The following is a 25,729-nucleotide window of genomic DNA, read 5'->3' on the forward strand; positions in this document are numbered from 1 at the left end:
GTGTTCGTCACCGGTCGTCTTCCCGTCCTCGTCGCCCTCGGCGTCGTGCCGGTCGTCCTGCTCGGGGCCGCCGGCGTCGATCCGTGGGGCGTCCTGGCGGGCTGGCTGGCCCTGTGCCTCCTCATCGCGTGCGGGGATGCAGCGCTCGCGGCCTCCCCCGCCGGGGTCGACATCGCCCGGCGTCTGCCCGCCCGCGTCCGGCGCGACGAGGCGGTCGAGACGGAGGTCATCGTGCGCAGCACGGGGCCGCGGCACCTGCGCGGGTGGCTCAGGGACGGGTGGCAACCGACAGCGGGCGGGCCGGAGGAACGGGCCGCCCTCGACATCCCGGCGGGAGAGTCCCGGCGGGTGCGCGTGCCGTTGCGCCCGCGACGCCGCGGTGAGGTCCGGACGGAGTTCGTCGTCATCCGTTCCCGCGGTCCGCTCGGCGTCGCCGGGCGCCAGCGGGTGATCCCCGCGTACGGCGCAGTGCGGGTGCTGCCGCCGTTCGCCTCGCGTCGCCACCTTCCGTCCCGGCTGGCCCGTCTTCGGGAGCTCGACGGCTCCACCAGCGTGCAGATCCGCGGTCGCGGCACGGAGTTCGACAGCCTGCGGGAGTACGTGCGCGGCGACGACGTCCGCTCCATCGACTGGCGGGCGAGCGCGCGCGCCGGCACCACGATGCTCAAGACCTGGCGGCCCGAGCGGGACCGCCATGTCGTCATCGTCGTGGACACGGGCCGCACATCGGCCATGCGCGTGGGCGACGGAACCCGGCTGGACGCCGCGATGGAGGCGACGCTCCTGCTCGGCGCCCTGGCGGCGCGGGCCGGCGATCACGTGCATCTGGTGATGATGGACCGCGCCGAGCGGGCACACGTGAGCGGCGTCGCCGGCGCCGCACTGGTGCCGGCCCTCGTGGAGGCGATGGCCGATGTCGAGCCCCAGCTCATCGACACCGACTGGTCCGGGGTCGCGGCGCTCGTACGACGTATGACGGTCCGGCCGGCCCTCGTCGTGCTCCTCACCGCTCAGGACGATCCCGCCGCATCCCGCGCCTTCCTCGCCGCGCTGCCTGCGTGGACGTCGCGCTCGCGGGTGCTCGTGGGGACGGCGACGGACGAGGAGATCGGCGCGGACGGTCCCCCGGCGGATGCGGAGCAGGCGTACCTGACGGCCGCGGTGCAGCGAGCGCGTTCGGATGCCGCACGCGTGGCGGCCGGGATCTCGCGCGCCGGCGCGGTGGCGCTGACCGCGGATGCGGAGACACTCCCCCCGCGCGTCGCCGACCACTACCTCGCGCTGAAGCTCCGCGGACTGCTCTGAGGTCTCCCTGCCCCGTCAGCCGGCATGTCCGGCGCCCCGGCGGACATGCGGAAGGCCCGCCACCGTGTGCACGGGGCGGGCCTTCCGGGGGCGATCAGGACAGGTCGAACCGGTCCAGCTCGGTGACCTTGGTCCAGGCCGCGACGAAGTCCTTCACGAACTTCTCACGGGCGTCGTCCGAGGCGTAGACCTCGGCGACCGCGCGCAGCTCGGAGTTCGAGGAGAACAGCAGGTCGACGCGGGTCCCGACTCCGACGGGCTCGCCGGACCCGTCCTTCGAGCCGGAGAAGGCCTGCGAGCCCGGGTCGAGCGGCTTCCACGTGTTCCCGAGCTCCAGGAGGTTGACGAAGAAGTCGTTCGTCAGAACGCCCTTGCGATCGGTGAAGACGCCGTAGTCGGAGTCGTCCCAGTTCGCACCCAGCACGCGGAGGCCGCCGACGAGCACGGTCATCTCCGGCGCGCTGAGGGTGAGCAGGTTCGCCTTGTCGACCAGCTGGTGCTCCTGCGGCAGGAGCGCACGCGACGAGTAGTAGTTCCGGAACCCGTCCGCGGTCGGCTCGAGGAACGAGAACGACTCCACGTCGGTCTGCTCCTGCGTGGCGTCCGTGCGGCCCGGGTGGAACGGGACCTCGATGTCGACACCGGCATCCCGGGCCGCCTTCTCGACCGCCGCGTTGCCGGCGAGCACGAGGAGGTCGGCCAGCGACACCTTCTTGCCGTCGGTGCGGTCGGCGTTGAACGAGGCCTGCACCTGCTCGAGGGCGGACAGCACCGTCGCGAGCTGTGCGGGGTTGTTGACCTCCCAGTCCTTCTGCGGGGCGAGACGGATGCGGGCGCCGTTCACGCCGCCGCGCTTGTCACTGCCTCGGAAGGAGGATGCGGCCGCCCAGGTCGTGCCGACCAGCTGGGGCACGGTCAGACCGGTCTCCAGGATCGCGGCCTTCAGCGCTGCGGCGTCCGCGGCGTCGATGAGCTCGTGGTCGACCGCCGGCACGGGGTCCTGCCAGATGAGCTCCTCGGCGGGGACCTCGGGCCCGGCGTACCGGGAGACGGGACCCATGTCGCGGTGGGTGAGCTTGAACCAGGCGCGCGCGAACGCGTCGCCGAAGGCCACCGGGTCGTCCTTGAAGCGACGCGAGATCTTGTCGTAGTCCGGGTCCATGCGCAGGGCCAGGTCGCTCGTGAGCATGCGGGGCTCTCGACGGCCGTCCGAGTGCGCCAGGGGCACCATGTCCGCGCCCATGCCGTTGACCGGACGCCACTGGTGTCCGCCGCCGGGGCTCTTCATGAGCTCCCAGTCGTAGGCGTACAGGATGTGGAAGAACTCGTTGTCCCACCGGGTCGGGTGGTAGGTCCAGGTGACCTCGAGGCCCGACGTGATGGTGTCGTCGCCGTGGCCGGTGCCGAAGTTGTTCTTCCAGCCGAGGCCCTGCATCTCCAGCCCGGCGGCCTCGGGGTTGCCCTCGAGGTTGGTGTCGGGAGCGGCGCCGTGGGTCTTGCCGAAGGTGTGGCCACCGGCGATCAGCGCGACGGTCTCCTCGTCGTTCATGCCCATGCGGCCGAACGTCTCGCGGATGTCGCGTGCCGAGGCGATGGGGTCCGGGTTGCCGTTGGGGCCCTCCGGGTTGACGTAGATCAGACCCATCTGCACGGCGGCGAGCGGGCCTTCGAGTTCACGGTCGCCCTTGTAGCGCTCGTCGGCGAGCCAGGTGGTCTCCGGGCCCCAGTACACGTCGTCGTCCGGCTCCCACACGTCGGGGCGACCGCCGCCGAAGCCGAACGTGCTGAAGCCCATCGACTCGAGCGCCACGTTGCCGGCCAGGATCATGAGGTCGGCCCAGGACAGGCTCTGGCCGTACTTCTTCTTGACCGGCCACAGCAGACGCCGCGCCTTGTCCAGGTTGACGTTGTCGGGCCAGCTGTTCAGCGGAGCGAAGCGCTGCATGCCCGCCCCGCCGCCGCCGCGGCCGTCGGTCGCACGGTACGTGCCGGCGCTGTGCCAGGCCATGCGGATCATGAACGGACCGTAGTGGCCGAAGTCTGCGGGCCACCACTCCTGCGAGGTCGTCTGCACCTCGAGGATGTCCTTCTTCACCTCGGCGAGGTCCAGGCTCTCGAAGGCCTTCTTGTAGTCGAAGTCCTCGCCGAGCGGGTTGGCGACCGCCGGGTTCTTCGCGAGCACCTTCAGGTTCAGCTGGTTCGGCCACCACACGCGGTTCGCCGAGCCGACGGTCGGGTGCGGCTGCGCGCCCGTCCAGGTCGGGGTCGCGGGACCCTGCGCGTCGCCGTGGATCACCGGGCACTTGCCGGCGGCGTCCTCGTTCGAGCGCGGACGGTCCTCACCGTCGAAGCGCTCGTCGACCGGGGTGTCGATCGGGGTGACGGCCTGGTCGGTGCCGGTCGGGTTCTCACCGATCTGGGACACGACGTCATCCTTGTCAGTCATGGATGATCCTTCCATTCATGGGGGTATTCGGGTGGGCGGGGGAAAGTCTCAGGCCGCGGCGCACGTCGCGCACAGGCCCCAGAAGGTGACCTCGGCGGTGTGGATGCGGTAGCCGTGGGTCTGCGAGGGATGAATGCAGGGCGCCTCGCCCACGACGCAGTCCACGTCCTCGACCCGGCCGCACGCGTCGCACACGAGGTGGTGATGGTTGTCGGCCACGCGCAGTTCGAACAGGCCGGCGTGACCGGCCGGTTCGATGCGCCGGGCGAGACCGGCGTCGACGAAGTCCCCGAGGGCGTTGTAGACGGACTGCATGCTGGTCGCCGGGACCCCGGCGATCACCCGGCCGTGCACCTCGTCGGCGCGAGCGTGCGGGAGTTCCCGGAGCGCCTCGTACACGCTGCGGCGCGTGTCGGTGACGCGCAGACCGGCGCTGCGGATGGCGGTATCCGTCTCCGTCGTCGCTCTGTGGGGCATACCCCCAGCGTAGCTTAGTTTTGATTAGTTCAAAAAAGGAACACGCCGTCGCCGACCGGCGTCAGCCCGCCACGAGCTCGGGCGTACCCCGCTCGTCCTCGGTCAGATCGCCGGTCTCCCCGCGCCGGAACGCACGTCCGCCCAGGCCCAGCATGTAGGCGAGGAAGATGCCCAGGGCGAGGGCTCCGAGCCCGAGTTTCACCGGCCAGGGCCAGGGCTGCGGCGTCACGAAGCCCTCGACGATCCCGGACAGCCCCAGCGCGAACACGAGACCGACCGCGACGGTCGCGAGGGATCGGCCGGCGGCCGCCAGCGCCGCTGCACGCGGGCGTCGACCCGGGACGACCCAGGCCCAGAAGATGTGCAGCCCCGCGGCGGCGGCGACGAAGATGCAGGTCAGTTCCAGCAGACCGTGCGGAAGGATGAATGCGAAGAAGACGTCGAGCCGGTCGAACGCCGCCATCACGGCCGCGGAGGTGCCGAGCCCGACGGCGTTCTGCATCACCACGTAGATCGGCCAGAGGCCGGTGACCCCGAAGAGCACGCACTGCGCGGCGATCCACGCGTTGTTCGTCCAGACCGTGCCCGCGAAGACGGCCGCGGGGTTCTCCGAGTAGTAGGCGGTGAACTCGTCCTGCGCGTACGAGGCCAGCTGGGCCTCCGAGCCGAGGGCGGCCACGAGCGCGGGATCGGTGCCGATCCACGCTGCGACCAGCGTGGCGACGGCGACGAAGCCCACCGCCACGGCGAGGGTCGTCCAGCGCAGCCGATAGAGCGCGGCGGGAAGCTGCAGGGCGAAGAAGCGGGGGATGCGCCGCATCACGTTCTCGGTCGGACCGGTCAGACGCAACCGGGCGCGGGCCAGGACGAGCGAGAGGTGGTCCGCCTGCGGACTGCGCCCCGCGGTCGTCTTGAGGTCCGCGAGGTCGGCGGACGCGGAGCGGTACCGGGTGACCAGTTCGTCCACCTCCGGGCCGTCCAGCCGTCGCGACCGGGAGAGTTCGTCCAGTCGCTCCCACTCGGCGCGGTGGGCCGCCGTGAGCGCGTCGAGGTCCATGTGTTTGACTCTAGCCATGCCCTCCCCCGCGCCCCTGGTCGACATCGGCCAGGACGAGATCCTGACCGGTGAGGCCGTCGCCCTCGACGTGCAGCCGACCGGGTTCTTCCTGCGGGCGCTCGGCGCCCTGATCGACATCGCGGTCGCGGTACTCGTCTACATCCTGTTCCTGCTCGTCATGACGTGGTGGGGCGGGCAGGGCCTGGATGCCGCGGCGATGCCGATCTTCGCGATCGCGATGATCGTCGTGGTCGCCGTCGTCATCCCCACGGTGGTGGAGACCGCGACGCACGGCCGGAGCCTCGGCAAGCTCGCGGGCGGCGGGCGGATCGTGCGCACGGACGGCGGTGCGGCCGGTTTCCGGCACGCGCTGATCCGCGCGCTCGTGGGCGTGCTCGAGATCTGGTTCACGTTCGGCGCCGTGGCGGCGGTGACCGGGGCCTTCACTCCGCGATCGCAGCGCCTCGGCGACCTGCTGGCGGGCACCTACAGCGAACGCACGCGGTCCCCGAGACTCGTGCCGGTGCATCCCGAGGTGCCTCCCGCTCTCGCGGGATGGGCAGCGGTCGCCGATGTCGCGCCGCTTCCGGACCGGCTCGCGCGCCGGCTCAGCGCCTTCGTCCGGCAGGCCGAGCAGCTTCAGCCGGCGGCGCGGTCGAGGATCGCCGAGGAGCTGGCGGCCGAGGCATCCGCGTTCGTGTCACCGCTCCCGTCCGTGGACCCGGAGCTCTTCCTCCGCGCCGTGGTCGCGGTGCGGTTCGAACGCGAGCTCGCCGCGGTGCGACAGCGCGACGCGCGCGCCGCGGCGCTCACCCCCGACGCCTGACCCGCACCGCCCTGACGCCTGACCCGCGCCCGGGCAACACCGTGCGACGACGCGGGGAGCACGAAAGGGGCGGGAGGCACGAACGCGCTCCCGCCCCTTCCACCCGCTCAGTAGCGGTAGTGCTCCGGCTTGCTCAGTAGCGGTAGTGCTCGGGCTTGTACGGGCCCTCCACCGGGATGCCGAGATAGGCGGACTGCTCCTCGGTGAGCTCGGTGAGCTCCACTCCGAGGGCAGCCAGGTGCAGCCGCGCGACCTTCTCGTCGAGGAGCTTCGGCAGGACGTACACACCCACGGGGTACTGCTCGCGCTTGGTGAACAGCTCGATCTGGGCGAGCACCTGGTTCGTGAACGACGCGCTCATCACGAAGGAGGGGTGGCCGGTGGCGTTGCCGAGGTTCAGCAGACGGCCTTCGCTCAGCACCAGAATGCTCCGGCCGGTGGGCAGCCGGTACTCGTGCACCTGCGGCTTGATCTCGATCTTCTCGACGCCCGGGAGGGCCTCGAGTCCCGCCATGTCGATCTCGTCGTCGAAGTGCCCGACGTTCCCGACGATCGCGAGGTGCTTGAGACCGAGGAGATCGTCGACGCCGACCACGCGGGTGTCCCCCGTGCCGGTGATGACGATGTCGACCTGGTCCACCACGGAAGAGAGCTTCGCGACCTGGTATCCGTCCATGGCCGCCTGCAGCGCGCAGATCGGGTCGATCTCCCCCACGATGACGCGGGCGCCCTGACCGCGGAGCGCCTCCGCAGCCCCCTTGCCCACGTCGCCGTACCCGACGACGAACGCGGTCTTGCCGCCGATCAGGACGTCGGTCGCCCGGTTGATACCGTCCGGGAGTGAATGCCGGATGCCGTACTTGTTGTCGAACTTCGACTTGGTGACCGAGTCGTTGACGTTGATGGCGGGGAAGAGCAGCGCCCCCTCGGCGGCGAGCTCGTACAGGCGGTGGACGCCCGTGGTGGTCTCCTCGGTCACGCCCTGCAGCCCGGCCGCGATGCGCGTGAACCGCTGCGGGTCGCGCGCGATCGACGCGCGCAGCGTGTCGAGGATCACCCGGTACTCGGCGGAGGCATCCGGGCCGGCCTCCGGAACGGCACCCGCCTTCTCGAACTCGACACCCTTGTGCACGAGCAGGGTCGCGTCGCCCCCGTCGTCGAGGATGAGGTTCGGCCCGTCGGCCCCTTCTGCGCTCCAGTCGAAGATCCGGTCGGCCAGCGACCAGTACTCCTCGAGCGTCTCGCCCTTCCACGCGAACACCGGCACGCCCTGCGGGTCGTCCGGCGTGCCGTGCGGCCCGACGACTACGGCGGCAGCCGCTTCGTCCTGGGTGGAGAAGATGTTGCAGCTGGCCCAGCGGACCTGTGCGCCGAGCGCGGTCAGGGTCTCGATGAGGACGGCGGTCTGCACCGTCATGTGCAGGGAGCCGGCGATCCGGGCGCCCTTCAGGGGCTGCGAGGGACCGAACTCCTCGCGCAGCGCCATGAGGCCGGGCATCTCGTGCTCGGCGAGGCGGAGCTGGTGGCGACCGGCCTCGGCGAGCGCGAGATCGCGGACGGCATAGTCGATCGAAGTCTGTGTGGGGGTGGCCATACGACCATTCTCGCGCACGCGCCCCGGAGACGGCTGCGTGTTACCCGGTCAGGTGCGCAGCGTCTCGTGACGGACGACGAGCCAGCCCTTGGGTACGGAGAGCCGCTCGGTGTGGATGGCGCACAGATCGTGGGCGTGCGGATCGCCCGCTGCCCCCAGAGGACCCACGGCCGCCATCTGGTCGCCGTAGTCGTAGGTCAGCGTCGCCACCGCCTCGCGGGCGCAGGCGATCTTCGAGCAGAGTCTGGCTTGCATCGCCTCGACCCTACCGACGGCGCCGCGGGGCACCGCCGCGCCGCGCCGCATCCGCCCACCTAGGATGGGGACATGATCCGCCGGCGGTCCCGCACCACTCCCCCGAGGCCCCGCCCCGGACGGCACGGACGGCACGGACGCGAGGGCCGCAGCGCGGTCGTGCGCCCGCCGCTCCCCCCGCTGGAGACACGGGTCGAACGCTTCGACATGGCGGTGGGGTCGGCAGCGGAGTTCCTGCGCTCGGCGTGGGAGGAACTGCGCGAGGTGCGCTTCGAGATGGCGGACATGCCTCCCACCACGGATGCGGACGGCATCCCGCGCTGGACGGTGCTCCCCGCCGAGCGGCGCATCGTGCTCTACCGCCTGCCGATCGAGCGTCTCGGGCACCTGCACCGCGACGACGACGCGCACCGGCGGATGATGATCGAGAGCTGCGTGTTCCGTGCCGCCGCGGAGTACCTGGGTCGCGATCCCTGGGACCTGGGTCCGGACCGCTTCCGCGACATCTGAGTCGCGGGCGGGACGCCGGCCTCAGGGATAGACGGTGATCTCGGCGGCCGCGGACTCCGCCGCCCAGACCGGGAAGCCCGCCAGGGCACCGGCAGCGGCGAACGTCACGCCCGCGCGGATCGGCTGGTCCGTCGTGAGCCGGTAGACCGTCCCGGCGTCCACGGATACGACGGCGGCGCCGTTCGCCGCGACCGTCGTCCGGGTGGATGCGCCGCCGCTGAGCGGTTCCAGCACGACCTGTCCCGCTGCCGCCCCCGTGCCGACGAACATGATCTGCGGATCAGGCCCCTCCGGTACGGCGACGAGGGTCTCCGCGGAGAGCACCGGCGCGGGCGTGTACCAGGCGAAGTCGGCCCCCTCTCCCAGGCCCGTGGTCTGCCAGACCGCGGCCGCGACCGGGTCGTCCGCCTCGACCTCCACGCTGTAGACCCCGGCCTCGAGCCCGGCCAGGTCGATCTCGGACGGCACGTCGGCGAGGACGGGCGCCTCCTGGCGGAGGACCTCCCGGCCGTCCGCGTCGACCGCGGTCACGGTGACCGACGTGTCCACCCCCGCAGAGAGCAGCCGGAGGAGTGTCGTCGCGCCGCTCGGCGACGCCTCCACGGCGGAGGGCAGCACCTGGACACCCGGGATGACGACCGTCCGTTCGGCGCCCACGACCGGGCCGACCTGATCGACGCCTCCCGGCAGGAGCGTCCGGGTGATGTTGGTCTGCAGGGCCGCGGCGACCGGGGCACCGGACGCGGTCACGCGCACGACCGGAGCACCCTCGCCGACGCCGAGACCCGCGAGCGGCACGATCCGCTGGCTGCGCGCGTCGACACGCAGTGCGGTCCCTCCCGGGGGCACGCTGGCGCCGGTGGCGCCGTACAGCGTCAGGTCGACGGTGGCGGCGACGTCCGAGGGGTTCGCGAGCAGGATGAGGTCCGCGGCGCCGGTCGTCGTGGCCCCGCCGACCAGCCAGGACTCGATCAAGGGGGCGCGGCAGGCCGATGCGGCCAGCCCTCGGAGATCCTCCGCGTCCACCGCGGAGCTTCCCGCGGCCACCGCATCCGACCGCCGGTCACCCTGAGGCGAGGCGACGAGCACGGCCGGGCCCTCCCCTCCGGCGACCGCCGGAGTCGTGCCCAGCAGCGACGCGTCCAGGGGTTCCCCGGCGGAGCCGGAGACGACGCCGCTCGGCGCGGCCTGGGTCAGGCCGCCCGCCTCGCTGGAGTCACGGGCGAGCACCACGAGGGGTCCCGCGCAGGCGAGGACGGTTTCCGCGGGCGTCGGGACGACCGTCACCGCCACCGGCTCCTGCTCCCGGGTCGGCCAGGGAGCAGCCACGCCGATGCCGACCACCAGCACGATGCCGGCGGCCAGAGCGGCGCCCACGACGAGACGGGTGCTGGTCGCGGCCCAGGCGAGCGCGGTCCGGCGCGTCATCGTTCCTCCTCGCGGGCGCGGGGCCCGACCGTGCGGGGCATCCGCCGTGCCTGACGGCGCGACGACGCGGTGGGGACCGACAGCAGCAGCGCGGCGGCGACGACGACGAGCTGGATGAGGGCGATCAGCACGGCGAGCTGACGGTCGGCCGCGGAGGGGCCGGGCCGATCGGCGACGTCGGCGGAGACACGCCAGAGCGTGCCCTTGGGTGTGACGCCCACGGTGTCCAGCTGGTCGCGCTGATCCAGGGCGGTCTCGGCGGAGAGCCGCAGCGCCCGTGCGGCATCCGTCTCGCTGTCCGACGCCGGGGCCAGCACGATGAACCGGATGCCGTGCGCGGCGACCCGGCTGACGATGTCGTCCGACGTCGCGGTGACCAGGTCCGCCGTCAGCTCCGCCACCTCCTCGTCCTGCGCATCCGGGACCGTCCGCGTCTCGGCGACGGTCGACTGACCGGCGATCGTCTCGCTCCCTCCCCAGACGACGCGCGCGGCGGCGGCGCCGGAATCGAGGGGTGTGATCAGGATGGTCCCGACCGAGAGGTCGTCGCGGCCTTGAGCGGCGACGTAGGCCGGCAGCGTCGAGCTGGGACCGTTCCGCAGCATCGATGCATCCCGCATCATGGCGGTCACGGAGGGGACGGCGACGACGAGGAGGGTGCCGATCACCACCGCCGCACCGACCGCCCGCAGGCCGCGGAGGCGGATCGGCAGCCCCGCGTCGAGGGCGATCACGGCGGCTCCCACCACGCCGAGCCACGCGAGGCTGAGACCGGACCCGGGCCAGAGCGGGACGGGCTCGGCGCTGGTGCTGGAGACGACGGCGATGCCCACGGCGGCGAAGGCCGTGCCGATGCCGAGGAGGGCGATCACGAGCAGGATCGCGGAGACCATCCACCGCGGGGTGAGCAGCGACAGGAGGGCCAGCGCGCACAGCGGAGCGACGAGCACGAGCACCCAGGGGGCGAGGGAGGACAGCGTCGTGCCCGAGAGCAGGGTGGTCCAGCCGGCGAGGTCGGTGGTGGGGAATCCGCCGGCGAGCGCCAGACGCCCCGCGGCATCCGCGGTCGCCTGAGGTCCCGCCCAAACGGGTCCGGGATCCGCCAGCAGACCCCAGATGTTCCCCGCGCGCACCTGAACCCACAGGAGGGGGGCGAACAGGGCGAGCGAGGGGACGCCCAGCCAGACGATGTGGCCGACTCCGTGCCCCGCGCGGGCGACCAGCACGAGCATGACCACGAGGGCCCACAGGATCACCAGCGCGGGAGCGAGCGAGGGCGCAGCGGCCAGTACGCCCGCCAGCAGCAGGGACGCCGCGCCGGCGGCCGCCCAGGATCGGTGGGCGACGGCGCCGGCGTAGATGAGCCACGGCAGCAGCAGGTGGACGATCACCGCACCGGCGCGCCCGTCGACCAAGGCCGTCCAGAACGTCGGCGCCAGCGCCCAGGCCACCGCGGCGGTGTTGCGCAGGAGCGAGTTCGAGGTGACGCGGCTGGCGGCGAACCAGGCGCCCAGCACGGCGAGCGGCAGGGCGGCTATCCACAGCAGCACGAGGGCCCGGGAGGGGTCCCCCGGCCAGAGCGAGCCCACCACCGCGATGAGGGCGGCGAAGGGGTCGGCCGGACCGACGGTGTCGAGGCCGACGGAACGGGCGCCGTATGCGGCGTCCGCCCAGAGCTGGCCCCACGTCGCACGGAGTGGTTCGAGGGCGCCCCCGCCCAGGACCGGCCAGGCGAGCAGCGACGGGAACGCCACGACCGAGACCAGCAGGGCGGCCAGGACGAGCCACGCGCCGCCGCCGGTGAAGAACCGGAGCTCCTCGCGGATGGGGCGATCCATCGCGTCCGCGTCGACATCGGCGTCGAAGCGCTGTCTGAGGTCGGTACGGGTGATGCGCAGCGATGCGAGCTGGTGCCAGGATGCGGTGCGCGATCGGCGGATGACGCGGCGGGAGCGGGCGATCGCCCCCCAGCGGAAGAAGGCGACGATGGAGGCGCCCCACTCCGGGAGCACCCGGGCGGGCTGCTTGACCACGAGCAGGGTCGCCGCGCGCCAGAGCGCCAGGGGGATGAGCGAGAGCAGGTGCAGCGGCACCGCCGCGGCGGGCGCGTAGGCGAGGCGGCGGTGGAGCTGCGCGAGGCGCGTGGCGTAGGCGCGGCGCCGGCGCCGGCGTCGTGTGGTCGGCGCCGGCAGCCCGGCCGCGCCGTCCCCGTCGACGGCGACGTGCGCGGTCGGCACGAGGCTGACGCGATGTCCGGCGAGGCGGGCGCGCACCCCGAGGTCGAGCCCCTCGTCGGCGCCACCGAGCGCGGGGTCGATCCCCTCGAGCTCACGCCACACGCCGGCGCGGATCAGGATCCCCCGGATGTCGGCGCCCAGGACGTCCTCGTCGGCGTCGTGCTGTCCCTGGTCGAGCTCGTCGTCGGCCAGCCCCACCGTCCGGCCGAGGGGGGTCATGGTCACGCCCAGCGACACGATGCGCGAGGCGTCGTCGGCATCCACGAGCTTCGGCGCCACGATGGCGACCGACGGCGCACGTTCCAGTCCGGCGAGCAGTCGCCCGAGGGCGTGCGGCTCCGGGGCGGTGTCCTGGGCGAGCAACCAGATCGCGTCACCGGTCAGGCGGGGTCCGGCGAGACGGACGGCGTCGGCGAAGGTCGTCGCACCCGATGCCGTGATGATGCCTTCGGCGCCCGACGCCGCGGCCAGCTCGGTGACGGCAGGACCGGCGCCGCAGAGCACGATCGTCAGGACGTCCGCGGGGCGGGTCTGCGCGGCGAGCGCGTCGAGCGTGCGCGCGAGATGGGTCGCCGCGGAGGCGCGACCTTCGGGTCGCACGACGAGGAGGGCATGGACTCGGGCGGGCATAGCCTGGTCAGCCTAAGCGCGCACGGGCGCGGTGGCCGGGCGTACGCGCCGAGGACACGCGATGTCGCGTGCCCTGCTCACCCCGCGCGGCGTTTGAGCTTGCGCCGCTCGCGCTCGCTCAGCCCGCCCCAGATCCCGAACCGCTCGTCGTTCTGCAGCGCGTACTCCAGGCACTGGTCCCGCACGTCGCACGTCGTGCAGATGCGCTTGGCATCACGTGTGGAACCGCCCTTCTCCGGGAAGAAGGCCTCGGGGTCGGTCTGCGCGCAGAGCGCGTCGCTCTGCCATGACAGCGGGTTGCCTTCCGCCGGTGCGTCACGGCGAACGCCGGGGACACCGAGGAAGACCGGATCGACGAACCAATTGTCGGGAACGCCCGAACGGTACTGTGCGCCCGTCATCTGCTCTCCCCGCCCTGTTCGATCTCCGCTCACGGTGAGTGGATGCCTAAATTACACAGGTGTGATTCGAGGAAATCAAGTCGCAGATCGTAAACCCTCAACTCACCGTTGAATCTTCACGACGCGCCGACGGCGTGTCGGTTGGCGCGGATTCGTTACTCCGGCACAACCCCTTCCGCGTTTCCTTGCGCGAAACCGGCAGACATCGCCCGCGTGTCGCGCCCGGTCATCGGCCGGGATGTGCGATGAAGAGTTCGCCGTCACCGGTCACGATCAGTTCCCGCTCGTCGGGCGTGGCGAAGGCCGCCTGGCCGGGACGAAGCGTCACCGCGACGCCCGATCCCCCGACCACGGTCACCTCACCGGCGACCGCGAGGGGGATGGCGGGGCCGGTGAGCGGGATGCGGCGTTCGGCGCCGCTGGACACGGACACGTGCCAGAGGACGAAGTCCGGGATGCCGGGAGCGAAGGTCTCCACGCCGTCGCCTTCGGCACGCGGCGCGAGGAACGGAGGCGGGCCGGGGGTCGCGTCGACGATCGCCATGAGCTCGGGGACGTCGATGTGCTTCGGGGTGAGTCCGCCGCGCAGGACGTTGTCGCTGGCCGCCATCGCCTCGACGCCGAGTCCCGAGAGGTACGCGTGCAGAACCCCGGCGGGGACGAAGAGCGCCTCTCCCCTGGCGAGGACGACGTGGTTCATCAGGAGCGCGACGACGACGCCGGGGTCACCGGGATAGGCGGCGGCGATCCTCCGCGCAGCATCGAACTCCGGTCCGAACTCCGGGGACCGCGCGGCGGCGAGCGCCGTGATCACGGCGGCGACGGTGTCCCGGGAGTCCCCCGACAGCAGCCAGGTGATCGTGCGGCGGAGCGCGGCGGGTTCGTCGTCCCCCTCCAGCGAGGCGCGGAGCGCCCGGAGACCGGGCTCGTCCCCGAGCGCGGTCAGCAGGCGACGGGTCGCGGAGAGTCCGCGGAGGCCCGCCAGCGCTTCGAAGCGCTCGGAGACCGCGACGATGACCTCGGGCTTGTGATTGCGGTCCTTGTAGTTGCGCTCCGGCGCGTCGACGGGGACGCCGGCGGCATCCTCGCGCGCCGCGCCTCGGCGTGCCTCGTCCTGGGAGGGGTGCACCTGGATGGACAGCGGCGAACCCGCCGCGAGCAGCTTCAGCAGGTACGGGAGTCGGTCCGGCGCGCCGGTCCCGGTGGCGCGCGCGTCCAGCCACGCGTCGAGCGTCAGGCCGCTGCCGTCTTCGACCTGCGCCGGCGAGCCCGGATGGTCCCCGAACCAGACCTCCGCCTCCGGGGCGCCGCTGGGTGTGCGACCCTCGAGCGCGGCGATGAGCGAGGTGGACCCCCAGGCGTAGTCGCGGGGGGCGTTGGAGAGCCGTGCCAGCACACCCCCAGCGTACGGCGCACCCGGATACTCTGAGTGCATCATGGCGGTCCTCACGAAACACCCCGCGGGTCCCGTTCCCGCCCCGCCCGCCCGCGAGCGCACGGGCCATCTGCTCTTGCGCGCCTGGTGCGTGTTCGTGCTCTTCCAGGCCCTCGCCGGAGTCGCGTGGGTGCACGCGCTGGGCGAGACGGGCGCCGGGTTCGTCGCGCTCGTCTCCGGGCTCGTCTCGGTGGGCGTCTGGGCGACCGTGCGGCCGCCGGTGAACTGGCGGCGTCTGCCCTGGTTCGTCCTGGGCTACGTGGCGTGGGCCGCCGCTTCCGCACTCTGGTCGGCGTGGCCGGCGACCACCGGCATCACCTGGCTGCTCCTGGCCGTCACGACGACCCAGGGACTCTTCGTCGCCGCGGTGCTCACCTGGAAGGAGACGGTCGCCGCCATCGCCGCCGCGCTGAAGTGGGTACTGTCCCTCTCGCTCCTGTTCGAACTGGGCGTATCGCTCTTCGTCGGCGGACCGTTGCTCCCTGGCTTCGTCGTCCCGGCCGAGAAGATGGATCCGATCGTCTACTGGTCACGCGACAACCTCTTCGACGGCGGCCGCATCCAGGGGATCTTCGGCAACGCCAACCTGCTCGCCGTGGTGGCGCTCCTGGCCGTGATCGTGTTCGCCATCCGGTATGCGGCGCGCGCGCCCCGGCGCGTGCTCCTGCTCGGCTGGATCCTGCTGGCCGTCTTCCTCCTGGTACGGGCCGGATCGGCGACCGCCTATCTCTCCGCGCTGGCGGCCGCGGTCGTGCTCACGACGGTCCTGCTCATGCGCACGGTCCGCCGTCCGGGAGGGCGCACCGTCTACTACCTCGTGTACGCCGCGACCGCGGTGATCGGCGGCGCCGCCCTCTGGTTCGGGCGCGACGCGATCTTCGGCGCGCTGGGCCGCTCCAGCGACCTCACCGGTCGCGAGGGGATCTGGCAGGCGGTGCTCGAGCGCGCCGCGGAGCATCCCGTGATCGGCTGGGGGTTCGCGACTCCGTGGCTGCCGTCCGACCCGATGTTCGATCGCTGGATCGTCGATCACGGGGAGACCGTGATGCAGGCGCACAACATGTGGATCGACGTGTTCCTCCAGCTCGGGATCATCGGGGTCCTCCTGATGGCCGGGATCTATCTCGCCTTCATCTGGCGCTCCTGGTTCTTCGCGATCGACCGGCCGCGCTGGGACCTGCGGGCGGACCGCCCCTATTCCCCGTTGACCCTCCTGCCGACCCTCGTGGCGACCGTGCTGCTGGTGCAGGGCCTGGCCGAGTCCGGACCGCTGCTGCTGTGGGGCTGGATGTTCGTGGTGATGCTCGGGAGCAAGGTCACCCAGGCGCCGCTGGTGGGCGTGGGACCCGCGGAGCAGTCGGCGTTGATCGAACGTGGGGATCCCGTGGTGGCCACCCCATGACGGCACTCCCCTTCGGCTCGTCGACGGGTGAGCTGCTGCGGTCGGCGGGGCTCGCCCGGGCGTTCACGCTGACCACGATCGCGGCCACGTTCGGCTCCTTCGCGATCGAGCGGCTCGCCGGCCGGGTGACCTACGTCACCATGATCGCCGGCCTCTGCCTCCTGGCCGGCGGCATCCTCATCGCCCGGCGGCGGGAGCTCTCACCGCTGCGTTTCGCACCGATTTCGGTGCTCGTCTTCATCGCCTGGGCCGGAGCCAGCGTGGTGTGGTCGACGGACTCGCGGAAGTCGCTCGCGGGCTGGGTGGGCCTCCTCGCTTTCGCGCTGCTCGCCCTGACGATCGCGCACGTCCGTGACACCCTGCAGACCGCCCGCGCCTTCGGGGACGTGATGCGCTGGCTGCTCTCGATCTCGCTCGGGGTCGAGATCCTCTTCGGCATCCTGCTCGACATGCCGTTCTCCCTGCTGGGGGTCCAGGGGGCCATCGCCGACCTCGGCCCGGTGCAGGGCATCTTCGGCACGCGCAACACGCTCGGCTTCATCGCGGTGCTCGCGCTCATCACCTTCGTGGTGGAGTGGCGCACCTCGTCCGTCCCTACCGGGCTCTCGATCTTCTCCGTCGTCCTCGCGGGCGGACTCGCCGTCCTCTCCGACTCCCCCACCGTCGTCGTCATCGCCACGATCGTCGCCCTGGCGACGCTCGCGCTCATGCTGATGCGGCACGCGACACCCACGCAGCGCCCGCTCCTCCAGACGACCCTGGGCGCGGTGGTCGTCCTCGGGCTCATCGTCGCCTACCTGGCGCGGAACCCGATCATCGCCTTCCTGGGCGCAGGGTCGGACTTCTCCACCCGGGCCGATCTCTGGAACACGATCCTCGACTACGTGCGGTACTACCCCGTGCAGGGGTGGGGTTGGTACGGGGCGTGGTCGACGTCGGAGTTCCCGTTCCTCGGGATCAACTTCGCCCTGACCGAACGGCACGCGTCGGCGCTGAACGCCTACTTCGACGTCCTGCTGCAGGTGGGATGGCTGGGCCTCCTGCTCTTCCTCATCGTGTGCGGGATCGCGCTCGTGCGCGGCTGGAGCGAGGCCAGCACGCGGCGTTCCGTCGTCTACACCTGGACGCCCCTCATCCTGGTCGCCCTCCTGGTCGACTCCATGTTCGAGAGCTTCACGCTGCACGGCTACGGCTGGATGATGCTCGTCCTCTGTGCGGCCCGTGCCGGGCACAGCCGCTCGTGGCGGGACCGGGTGCGCGAACCCGCCCCCGTGGGGCCGGAGTTGCCGAGTGGCATTCAGGGCGGTGACGGGAAGGCCGGGTAGACTCTGCCCCGCTATGACCACCGCATCCGAACGTCTCGACGAGCACACCTCCCCCGCCTTCGAGCCGTCGTCGGCGACGATCGCGATCGTGACCTACAACCGGTCGCACCTGCTCACCCGCCTGCTCGAGAGCATCGAGCGGATGGATCCGAAGCCTGGTCACGTCGTGATCGTGGACAACGCCTCGGTGGACGACACGGGCGACGTCGTCGAGTCCTTCCGCGACCGCGTGGGCGCCGAGATCGTCTACCGCCGGCTGGAGACCAACACCGGCGGTTCCGGAGGATTCAGTGAGGGCATGCGGCTCGCCTACGAGCTCGGGTCCACCTGGATCTGGCTGATGGACGACGACGTCGAGGTGATGCCGGACGGCCTCGCCAGCATGGGCAAGTGGGCACCGCGGTTCAAGAGCATCCAGGGCCGGCGGTACGACTATGACGGCAGCGAGTTCTACTGGCAGTACCGCATCGCGGACCGGATGGGGATCCCCATCCCCTTCGCCCCGTCCGGCTTCGACGAGTCGGGCTTCAAGGAGATGAACTCGGGGTGCTTCGAGGGGATGTTCATCCACCGCGACATCGTGGAACAGATCGGCCTGCCCGATCCGAGGTTCTTCATCTACTGGGACGACCAGATGTACGGATGGCTGGCCTCCCGCCACACGACGTCGGTGATCGTCGACGAATTCGTCCTGCGCCGCACCCGCGAGATCAAGCAGTGGGACATGGGTATCCGGCACATGAACGCCTCGAGCGACGCGTACCGGTACTACATCATGCGCAACCGCGCGCACATCAAGCGCTACTATCGCGAGCTCGGCGTCTACAACCCGGTGCTGTTCAATGCCGGGACGGCCTTGACGTTCGCCAAGGAGATCGTCCGACTGCTCGCCGTGGAGCGGAAGGCACGCGGGACGAAGCACCTGTTCCGCGGGCTCAAGGACGGGCGGAAGATCGCCCGTGACCCGCAGTGGCGTCCGATGCCGCCGCTTGCGGACGCTCAGCCCTCGTTGTAGTCGGCGTGCGCCGTCCTCGGTGGAGGACATACCCCGATATGGTGATCCTCGGAAGCGAAATGGCGCCGAACCACCGGCCGCCTTCGCCAAAGGCCTGGGGGGGCACATGCGGTATTGGCGCGGTATCACTACGTTCTTTCTGCTCCTTGCGCTGATCGTCGCGGCACCGGCACCTGCGCTCGCCGCTACGGATACGGCCGGGCCGGTGTTCGTGTCGAGTTCGGTGAGCGCGTCGTCGTTCAACCTCGCGAAAGGGCCGGCGCGGTTCACGGTCCGGGTCTCCTTGAAGGACCCCGCAGGCGTCCAGACGCCGACCATCACCGTCAGCCATCAGGGCACGGACCAAGGCCACGGATTCGGCGCGATGACCCTCGTTTCCGGCGACGCCACGAACGGCACATGGGAACGGCAAGTGACGATCCCCACCCACGCTGCACCCGGCCAATGGGATGTCACGCTCTACCCGACCAGCGACACCCTCGGAAACACCGGAGACTTCTTCCGCACCATCGCCTGAACCGTCCCCGGTTTGATGCCGTTTCCTTTCGAGTCTGGAAGGAAGATGTTGAGTATGCCGAAGAGGATTCCGGAGGAGACGAAGCAGCGGGCGGTGCGGCTCGTTCTTGATCACCTCGATGAGTACCCAAACCTGACGGCCGCGTGCGAGACGGTGTCGAAGCGGCTGGGGTTCGGTTCTGAGTCGTTGCGCCGGTGGGTGCGGCAGGCGCAGGTCGATCAGGGCGATCGTGCGGGGGTCAGCTCGATCGAGAATGAGGAGCTCAAAGCGTTGCGACGCGAGGTGCGGGAGCTGCGAGAGGCGAACGCGATCTTGCGGGACGCGGCGGTTTTCTTCGCCGGGGAACTCGACCCCCGACGGCGTTGATCGTCGCGTTCATCGACGAGCAACGAATCAAACACCGCGCGGTCGAGTCGGTCTGTCAGGTCCTGCGGGAGCAGGGCGTGCAGGTCGCCGCGCGGACCTATCGGGCCTGGAAGCGGGCCGAGCCCAGTGCGCGGGTTGCGGGCGGACGCGGTGGTCATCGACGCGCTCCTAGCCACGGTGGGAACGCCGGAGGGGTTGTATGGGCGGCGGAAGATGACCGCTCACCTGAGGCGGGGCGGACTGGTGGTCTCGAAACGACAGATCGATCGGCTGATGCGCGATCTCGGGCTGAATGGTCTGGTCCGAGGACGGCGGGTACGAACGACAGTCCCGGACCGTCATGCCGATCGCGCCCCGGATCTACTCGATCGGGACTTCACCGCCCAGGCGCCGAACCGCCGCTGGGTCGCGGACTTCACCTATGTCAGGACGTGGGCAGGCTTCGCTTATGTGTCGTTCGTGATCGACTGCTTCTCCCGAGCGATCGTGGGCTGGCATGCCGCGACCGTGAAGACGACCCCGCTGGTGACCACCGCGCTGCGGATGGGGTTGTGGCGGCGCGATCGCGCCGGCCACCCGGCCGTTGACGGGTTGATCCATCACAGCGACGCGGGCTCGCAATTCACGAGCGTGTCGTTCGCCGAGACTCTCACACTCGAAGGCATCGCCGCGTCCATCGGATCAATCGGCGACGCATACGACAACGCGCTGGCCGAATCGACCATCGGGCTGTTCAAGAACGAAGCGATCCGCGAGGGATCTCCCTTCCGATCTGGGCCGCTCAAGACGATCGACGACGTCGAATGGGCCACCGCTGGCTGGGTCGACTGGTACAACGCTAGGCGCCTGCACTCCACCCTCGGAAACGTCCCGCCCGACGAGTACGAAGCGGTCTACTACGCTGACCTCGAAACGCCATCCCACCCGGTGATGGCGCCCGCATAGGAGCGGCAGAAAACCGGGGACGGTTCAAAGTTCAGCATGATTGTGCTGCAATTTGGCGGGATAGGGTCGGGCCCATGGGGCACATCGCGAAGAGCACGGTGGTGATCGCCGTTGTAACGCTGGGCTTCATCTCGATCTTGATGTCGATCGCGTTCAGGTGGCCGGCTTCGCAGTGGATCGTTCCGATCGCGTGCGTGGTCCTTGTCATCGGATTACTCGCCGGTCTGGTGCGCTATCTGCCGCGTCGTACACGGCGATCTCGCCGACCATCGGCCGAACTGTCTGCCTCGGACGGATACTCGGACCTCGAACTCGGGCGCCCTCCGATCACGAACTATCCCCGCGACGAAGCAAGCACATCGCAGATCGGTGATCCGCCGCCGCATCGTCCACCGTCCCCGTAGTTGCTGACATCGAGCGCCTTCGCATCGAACGCATCGTTCGTAGAGCTGCAGACGCTGCCTACCGAGGCCGCATCCAGGTCGTATCAGAGGAGGACTATATGCAGAACATGCCAATCGTCCTCTTATGTTTTGTCATAATCACCAATATCGGCAAACGCAATTATTGAGTGTTTCAACTAAATGGCGGGCCTCGAGTTACTTGAGTCGCTCATCCTTCACGCGTCCGCACGATCCGCACACTCGGTAGCCGGCGGACGCCGTCGACCCGCAGTTGGTGCACGGGCCGTCGAGCATTGCCTGCACCTTCTGGTCGACCATCAGCTGGATCTGACGCCGCTTGGCCACCTGCTTCTGTGCCTGTCGGAAGAAGAAGAACGACACCGCACCCAGCGCGATCGCCCACACCCACGCCAGGAGAACCTGCAGGAAGTTCGGTCCACTCGGGGTGAACATCATGAACGTGGGAACGAGGGCGGTGGCTGAAGACTCTCGTCCGCTCCGCCGGCCGAGTCGTCCTGCAGGCCGAGAATCCGAAGTACCCGTCCATCCGGCTCGAGGGCGAGATGGAGATGACGGTGTGGGGCGTGGTCACCTACAACATCCATCGGCACCTGACGTGATCGGGCTCGTCGACGCGAACTCGTTCTACGCGTCGTGCGAGCGCGTGTTCGATCCGAAACTCGAGGGTCGCCCGGTCTGCGTCCTCTCGAACAACGACGGCTGTGTGGTCGCTCTCACGTCCGAAGCCAAGGCGCTGGGCATCAAGATGGGGACGCCGTGGTTCAAGATCCGGAGCTTCGCTGAGCATCACGGAGCGGTCGCGAAATCCAGCAACTACGAGCTCTACGGCGACTTGAGCCATCGCCTCCATCGTCTCGTGGAGCGGTTCGGAGCGTGGGTCGAGGAGTACTCGATCGACGAGTGTTTTCTGCACGTAAACGAGCAGAGAACCGACCTCGCCGCTCTCGGCCGAGAGATCCGCGAAGCAGCTCGGCGGAACATCGGCCTCCCGGTCTCCGTCGGCTTCGGACCCTCCAAGGTCCTCGCGAAGCTCGCCAACCACGGGGCGAAGCGCGCTCCTCATCTCGGCGGCGTCTGCGACTGGACCGCGTACACGCCCGAGCAGCAGGAGGTGATCCTCGCGCACTATCCCACGAGCGAGACCTGGGGCATCGCCGGCCGCCTCGAGCAGAAGCTCGCCGCCCGCGGCATCGAGAACATGCTGCAGCTGCGCGACGCGGACGCCGGCGCGATCAAGAAGGCGTTCGGCGTCACCGTGCAGCGCATCGTCTACGAACTCCGCGGCATCCCGTGCATCGAGATCGAGCCGGTCCGGAAGACCAAGCAGCAGATCATCTCGTCCAGGATGTTCGGCCATCCGGTGGAGGACCCGGACACCGTCGCACACGTCCTCTCTGTCTATGCCCAGCGCGCCACGGCGCGCATGCGTGGCGAGAAGTCCGTGGCCGGGCTCGTCTCCGCGTTCGCCGCGTCGTCGCCGTACGCCGACAACTACACCTCCGCTTGGGGGCAGATGGCGTTCGGGATGCCCACCGACGACCCGGTCGCGATCGCCAAGGCGGCGACCGAGAGCCTGAAGGGTCAGCTCCGACCGGGAGTGAAGTACGTCCGCGCCGGGGTCATGCTGAACAAGCTCTCCCCCGCCGAGTCGCACAGCTTCCTCCCGGCGTTCCAGCCGGACTACGACCGCCGCGGCGTCGGCGAGCTGCTCGACAAGATCCACCGCCGCCACGGCGACAGCGCCGTCGGCCTCGGCCTGGCCGGCATCAGGCTCGGCCCCGCCTTCGAGATGCGCCGCGAGATGCTCTCGCTCCGCGCGACGACGCACTGGAACGAGCTGGCGACGGTATACGCGCGCTGACGCGCTCATGGGCGACCGCCAGACAGCACAGCTGTCTCGGGAGGCGGCCGGCAGATTCAGGGTCTCCCTGTCTGCCCCGGTCCCGCACACCCGCGGGAAGGTCACCACCTCCCGGTTCGACACACATGTCGACCAGACAGGAACACCATGAAGATCACTGCACCCAGGCGAGTCGCCCCGGACGACTCGCATTACCTCGACCCGGCGCTCTTCGGCGAGGACGACCGCTTCGTACTGTCGACCATCCGGCCCGAGGACACGTCGATTGCGGTCGAGATGCTCATCGGCAACTACGCGTCGCCGATGGACGCCGTCGTCCGCGAGCTGTACGTCAACGCGGACGACTCCCACCGCTCGGCCGGCCAGACCCGGCCTGTCGAGATCACGATGCCCACGGAGGATTCCCCGTTCCTCGTCGTTCGCGACTTCGGCCTGGGCATGAGCGCCGCCGACATGGTGGGCGTCTTCACCCGTCCCGCAGCGTCGACGAAGCGGAACGAGAACACCTCGGCCGGCTGCCTCGGTATCGGGGCGAAGTCCCCGTTCACCGTGGCGGATCGCTTCGTCGTGCGTGGCGTCAAGAACGGCGTCTCGGTCACCCTCGTCATGGCCCGCATCGACGGGCACCTCATGCACCACATCGTTCACGAGGTCACGCCCGTCGACGAGGTTGGCGTGGACGGTGTGGAGATCACCGTCCCGGTCGAGGTCGACAAGATCGAGAAGTGGTGGAAGGCGCTGTCGCGCGTCCACTTCTGGTGGGACGAGGGTCGAGCCCTCATCACGAACAGGGAAATGTCTCCCGTCGGTCTCCCCACATGGTCGGAACGGATCCTCGAAGGCGGCTCTGCGCCTTCGGGGCCGACCGTCGTGCACAACCAGTCTCTTCGGTCGCCGGCCGTGCTCATGGGTCAGATCAGCTACGCGATCCCGAAGGACATGTTGGTCGTTCAGGAGCCGCTGCTCTACGTCGTCCCCGTCGGGGACGTGAGCATCGCACCGAACCGCGAGTCGATCGTTGACACGGAGGAGAATCGCCGCCTGATCGAAGAGCTGACCTACGCGTGGCAGCAGGAACAGTTCCACGACCTGGCCGAGACGCTCATGGACCCGACCACGAGCATGATGGCGATGTCGGCCATCCATGCCGACTTGAAGAGTCGAGCCCTCGTCCGTCACTTCCACACGTGGGCTCGCCGCGCGCGTCCAGACGACCACAAGGCGTACCGACTGCCTCGTTACGACATCGGGCTGAACGTCCCCTTCGCTCAGTCCTCTCCCGTTGAGATGCGTGTCCATGGTGCCCCGGAGCACGCCTCGGCCCGGGTGATGTCCTGCGAAGATGTTGCGCAGCTTGCTTCGGAACAGAACGTGCCGAAGGTGGTTTTCGTCGATCGCGACAAGCTACCTGAGGCGCGCCGGAAGATCCTCACCAACTGGGCGCGCGCCGAGAACGTGATCGCCGTCGTCGCGTCCCGCTTGGATCTGGCGGATGTCCGGTTCGGCAACAACTGGGGCTGGACGGCGGATCCTGACACGTTGACCCGGCCGTTCGCTGCGTCGGACGAGATCGAGTGGGTGAACCCGGACGACATCCGGATCGCCCGCGTCAAGCACCAGAGCTCGACACCGGCGCCGACTTCTTCGTCGCCGATCGAGGTGATCGACCTGTCGGTGCATATGCGCGACAGGAGGGAGATGACAGTGGGTGAGCTGGTCGCTCACACGCGGTCGCGGTCCAACCGCTGGGTGATCGTCGACACGGTGGCCGAGATCAGGAGGATCGACGCGCGGCTGCCGTCGAACATCGTCGCGGTCGCGAGCGGTCAGCGCCCGGCGGCGTTGCTCAGGAGCGAACTCGGCGCTCGGGCGATCACGGCCGCCGAGTTCCTGTCCAAGCAGACCGAGTACGTGCTGAGATCACTCACGTCTTCGCAGAAGCGGTTCATCGCGGACCTCGCAATCGCCCAGCTGCCGCAGATCGATCGCTTCTTCCGTCAGAGGACTGAGTGGATCGAGAAGACGGAGGATGTGGCCGTCCGCGATGTCGCCCAGGCGATCTCGAAGATCGTCAAGAAGGTGATCGAGGAGCACCGCGGCACAGGTCGGACGCCGCGGCCGGGCTACGGACCGAGGGACTTCGCCTGGGCGCTCGGAGTCCACGCGCTCAAGCAGTCGTGGCTGGTCGAGCACGGCTCACTGGGCAAGTACGCGCCGGCGCTGATGGCTGCTCAGTCCCCCGGGCTGACCATCTACCAGTTCCGGGAGGAGCGCGAGGCGGTGATCGACCACATCCGCGCCACCATCGCCACTCAGCTCATCTAGGGTCGAGCCGGCAACCATCGAGAACCCCTGTCGCCTTCGGGCGGCGGGGGTTCTTCTTTCGCGACTGACGGCACCGAGGGCCGCGGAAGAACCAGTGCATGTGCGGGATGACACGTGTCCCCCATTTGGACTACAGACACAGAGTCCACAGCTGAGAGGGTGGGAAATGTGAACACACCGGACCATCACGAGGAGACGAAGTCATCCATCGCTGTGTGGGCGGTCGTTGCGTATGTGGTGCTGTTGATGGCCACGGTTGCCGCTGTCATCCTGGCCGCAAGCTCGCTGGGCTCACTGTCCGGTGAGCTGCCAGTGGACGACCCCACACCCGACGAACAACGGACGTGGCAAACCGGCCTGTACGCCCTATGGGCAGGCATTGCAGGGGCTGTACTGACGACCATCACCGGAGTGATCGCGGGTTCCCGGATGCCTAAGCAGCAGTTCTTCTGGGCCGCTGGGTTGGCGGCCGCTTCCATCCTCGTCGTCGTGATCGCGGCAGTCGCCACCTGGGCGGTTGTCCTCCCGCCCTTGCCCAGCTGACTGGCACCCGATCACGAAATGCCGCCGCCCAGCCCGTCGCTCGAGGAGTTGCGGCGACGTGCAGTGGGGATGATCGCCCAGGACTATCACGATCCTTCATGTAGCCCGGTGACGATATCCCGGATGCTCTATGTGTCACGCCGACAGCTGTCACGATCCTTCGAGCACGACTCCCTGGGGCCCGGGGCAACAATCGCCGCGATGAGGGTCGAGGCCGCCTGCGTGCTGATCGCCGGGGACCCGGCCCGCGCATTGCGGGATGTTGCGGTCTTGGTCGGGTTCGCCGATCCTCAGACATTCCGGGCCCAGTTCGCCACACGGACGGGTGTGCTCCCGAGCGAATTCCGCGCGATGGCAGAGGCGGGGTCCGTCTCAAACAGACAGCAAGGGCCTGCCACCGGCGA

General features: G+C 69.8%; 21 protein-coding genes and 3 pseudogenes. 14 read left to right on the forward strand and 10 right to left on the reverse strand.

Annotation, left to right across the window (positions count from 1 at the left end):
* Complete coding sequence (locus F6J84_RS11140) at positions 1-1,305, forward strand: DUF58 domain-containing protein (protein WP_150973758.1); 1,305 nt, start codon at positions 1-3, stop codon at positions 1,303-1,305.
* 94 nt (positions 1,306-1,399) lie between these two features.
* Here the strand turns inward: F6J84_RS11140 and katG are convergent, their stop codons facing one another.
* From katG to F6J84_RS11155, 3 genes are all read right to left on the reverse strand, one after another.
* The gene (gene katG / locus F6J84_RS11145; RefSeq protein ID WP_150973760.1) at positions 1,400-3,751 is read right to left on the reverse strand and encodes a catalase/peroxidase HPI; all 2,352 of its coding nucleotides are present in this window, start codon (positions 3,749-3,751) and stop codon (positions 1,400-1,402) included.
* A gap of 48 nt (positions 3,752-3,799) precedes the next feature.
* Positions 3,800-4,228 carry a Fur family transcriptional regulator gene (locus F6J84_RS11150; RefSeq protein WP_150973762.1) on the reverse strand — a complete coding sequence of 143 codons (429 nt, stop codon included), beginning with the start codon at positions 4,226-4,228 and terminating at the stop codon, positions 3,800-3,802.
* 61 nt (positions 4,229-4,289) lie between these two features.
* Positions 4,290-5,285 (reverse strand): stage II sporulation protein M, encoded by a 996-nt coding sequence (locus tag F6J84_RS11155; protein WP_150973764.1) that lies wholly within the window; start codon positions 5,283-5,285, stop codon positions 4,290-4,292.
* A gap of 16 nt (positions 5,286-5,301) precedes the next feature.
* Here F6J84_RS11155 and F6J84_RS11160 point away from each other — a divergent pair, with 16 nt between their 5' ends.
* On the forward strand, positions 5,302-6,111 hold the full coding sequence (locus F6J84_RS11160; protein ID WP_150973766.1) for an RDD family protein: 810 nt from the start codon (positions 5,302-5,304) through the stop codon (positions 6,109-6,111).
* 133 nt (positions 6,112-6,244) lie between these two features.
* Here the strand turns inward: F6J84_RS11160 and ahcY are convergent, their stop codons facing one another.
* Positions 6,245-7,705: an adenosylhomocysteinase gene (gene ahcY, locus F6J84_RS11165; protein ID WP_150973768.1), complete on the reverse strand. Its 1,461-nt coding sequence runs from the start codon at positions 7,703-7,705 to the stop codon at positions 6,245-6,247.
* Between the two features lie 48 nt (positions 7,706-7,753).
* A complete protein-coding gene (locus tag F6J84_RS11170) occupies positions 7,754-7,960 on the reverse strand; it encodes a DUF3499 family protein (RefSeq protein WP_150895672.1) in 207 nt (68 codons plus the stop codon).
* Between the two features lie 72 nt (positions 7,961-8,032).
* Between F6J84_RS11170 and F6J84_RS11175 the strand changes: the two genes are divergently transcribed.
* Positions 8,033-8,470 carry a metallopeptidase family protein gene (locus F6J84_RS11175; protein WP_191905649.1) on the forward strand — a complete coding sequence of 146 codons (438 nt, stop codon included), beginning with the start codon at positions 8,033-8,035 and terminating at the stop codon, positions 8,468-8,470.
* A gap of 21 nt (positions 8,471-8,491) precedes the next feature.
* Here the strand turns inward: F6J84_RS11175 and F6J84_RS11180 are convergent, their stop codons facing one another.
* The 4 genes from F6J84_RS11180 to manA all read right to left on the reverse strand — a co-directional run bounded on the left by F6J84_RS11180 (position 8,492) and on the right by manA (position 14,562).
* On the reverse strand, positions 8,492-9,898 hold the full coding sequence (locus tag F6J84_RS11180; protein WP_150973770.1) for a DUF5719 family protein: 1,407 nt from the start codon (positions 9,896-9,898) through the stop codon (positions 8,492-8,494).
* Positions 9,895-12,765 carry a glycosyltransferase gene (locus F6J84_RS11185; RefSeq protein ID WP_150973772.1) on the reverse strand — a complete coding sequence of 957 codons (2,871 nt, stop codon included), beginning with the start codon at positions 12,763-12,765 and terminating at the stop codon, positions 9,895-9,897. The genes F6J84_RS11180 and F6J84_RS11185 overlap by 4 nt, the downstream gene beginning before the upstream one ends.
* Before the next feature lie 77 nt (positions 12,766-12,842).
* Complete coding sequence (locus F6J84_RS11190) at positions 12,843-13,166, reverse strand: WhiB family transcriptional regulator (protein ID WP_150973774.1); 324 nt, start codon at positions 13,164-13,166, stop codon at positions 12,843-12,845.
* A gap of 226 nt (positions 13,167-13,392) precedes the next feature.
* The gene (gene manA, locus F6J84_RS11195; RefSeq protein ID WP_150973775.1) at positions 13,393-14,562 is read right to left on the reverse strand and encodes a mannose-6-phosphate isomerase, class I; all 1,170 of its coding nucleotides are present in this window, start codon (positions 14,560-14,562) and stop codon (positions 13,393-13,395) included.
* 40 nt (positions 14,563-14,602) lie between these two features.
* Here manA and F6J84_RS11200 point away from each other — a divergent pair, with 40 nt between their 5' ends.
* The 6 genes and pseudogenes from F6J84_RS11200 (at position 14,603) to F6J84_RS11225 (ending at position 20,575) form a co-directional block, all read left to right on the forward strand.
* Entirely contained in the window at positions 14,603-16,003 is a 1,401-nt protein-coding gene (locus F6J84_RS11200) for an O-antigen ligase family protein (RefSeq protein ID WP_150973777.1), read from the forward strand.
* Positions 16,000-17,328 (forward strand): O-antigen ligase family protein, encoded by a 1,329-nt coding sequence (locus F6J84_RS11205; RefSeq protein ID WP_150973779.1) that lies wholly within the window; start codon positions 16,000-16,002, stop codon positions 17,326-17,328. The genes F6J84_RS11200 and F6J84_RS11205 overlap by 4 nt, the downstream gene beginning before the upstream one ends.
* Before the next feature lie 13 nt (positions 17,329-17,341).
* A complete protein-coding gene (locus F6J84_RS11210; protein WP_150973781.1) occupies positions 17,342-18,343 on the forward strand; it encodes a glycosyltransferase family 2 protein in 1,002 nt (333 codons plus the stop codon).
* A gap of 106 nt (positions 18,344-18,449) precedes the next feature.
* Complete coding sequence (locus F6J84_RS11215; RefSeq protein WP_150973783.1) at positions 18,450-18,860, forward strand: hypothetical protein; 411 nt, start codon at positions 18,450-18,452, stop codon at positions 18,858-18,860.
* A 54-nt stretch (positions 18,861-18,914) separates the two neighbouring features.
* A pseudogene (locus F6J84_RS11220) lies at positions 18,915-20,171 on the forward strand (IS3 family transposase).
* Positions 20,172-20,245: 74 nt separating this feature from the next.
* Positions 20,246-20,575, forward strand: a complete 330-nt coding sequence (locus F6J84_RS11225) for a hypothetical protein (protein WP_150973785.1) — start codon at positions 20,246-20,248, stop codon at positions 20,573-20,575.
* 195 nt (positions 20,576-20,770) lie between these two features.
* Here F6J84_RS11225 and F6J84_RS11230 read toward each other — a convergent pair whose 3' ends face one another.
* Positions 20,771-21,031, reverse strand: coding sequence for a TFIIB-type zinc ribbon-containing protein (locus F6J84_RS11230; RefSeq protein ID WP_150973787.1), 261 nt, complete (start codon positions 21,029-21,031; stop codon positions 20,771-20,773).
* Positions 21,032-21,051: 20 nt separating this feature from the next.
* Between F6J84_RS11230 and F6J84_RS15710 the strand changes: the two are divergent.
* The 5 genes and pseudogenes from F6J84_RS15710 to F6J84_RS15830 all read left to right on the forward strand — a co-directional run.
* Positions 21,052-21,195: pseudogene (locus F6J84_RS15710) on the forward strand (LexA family protein); the annotation flags it as partial.
* Entirely contained in the window at positions 21,192-22,457 is a 1,266-nt protein-coding gene (locus F6J84_RS11235; RefSeq protein WP_191905650.1) for a Y-family DNA polymerase, read from the forward strand. The pseudogene F6J84_RS15710 and the gene F6J84_RS11235, both read left to right, overlap by 4 nt.
* Before the next feature lie 147 nt (positions 22,458-22,604).
* Positions 22,605-24,782 carry an ATP-binding protein gene (locus F6J84_RS11240; RefSeq protein ID WP_150973791.1) on the forward strand — a complete coding sequence of 726 codons (2,178 nt, stop codon included), beginning with the start codon at positions 22,605-22,607 and terminating at the stop codon, positions 24,780-24,782.
* A 168-nt stretch (positions 24,783-24,950) separates the two neighbouring features.
* On the forward strand, positions 24,951-25,325 hold the full coding sequence (locus tag F6J84_RS11245; RefSeq protein ID WP_150973793.1) for a hypothetical protein: 375 nt from the start codon (positions 24,951-24,953) through the stop codon (positions 25,323-25,325).
* Between the two features lie 123 nt (positions 25,326-25,448).
* A pseudogene (locus F6J84_RS15830) lies at positions 25,449-25,664 on the forward strand (helix-turn-helix domain-containing protein); the annotation flags it as partial.
* Between the last annotated feature and the right edge of the window lie 65 nt (positions 25,665-25,729).

Source organism: Microbacterium caowuchunii, from assembly GCF_008727755.1.
GTDB classification, from domain to species: Bacteria; Actinomycetota; Actinomycetes; order Actinomycetales; family Microbacteriaceae; genus Microbacterium; species Microbacterium caowuchunii.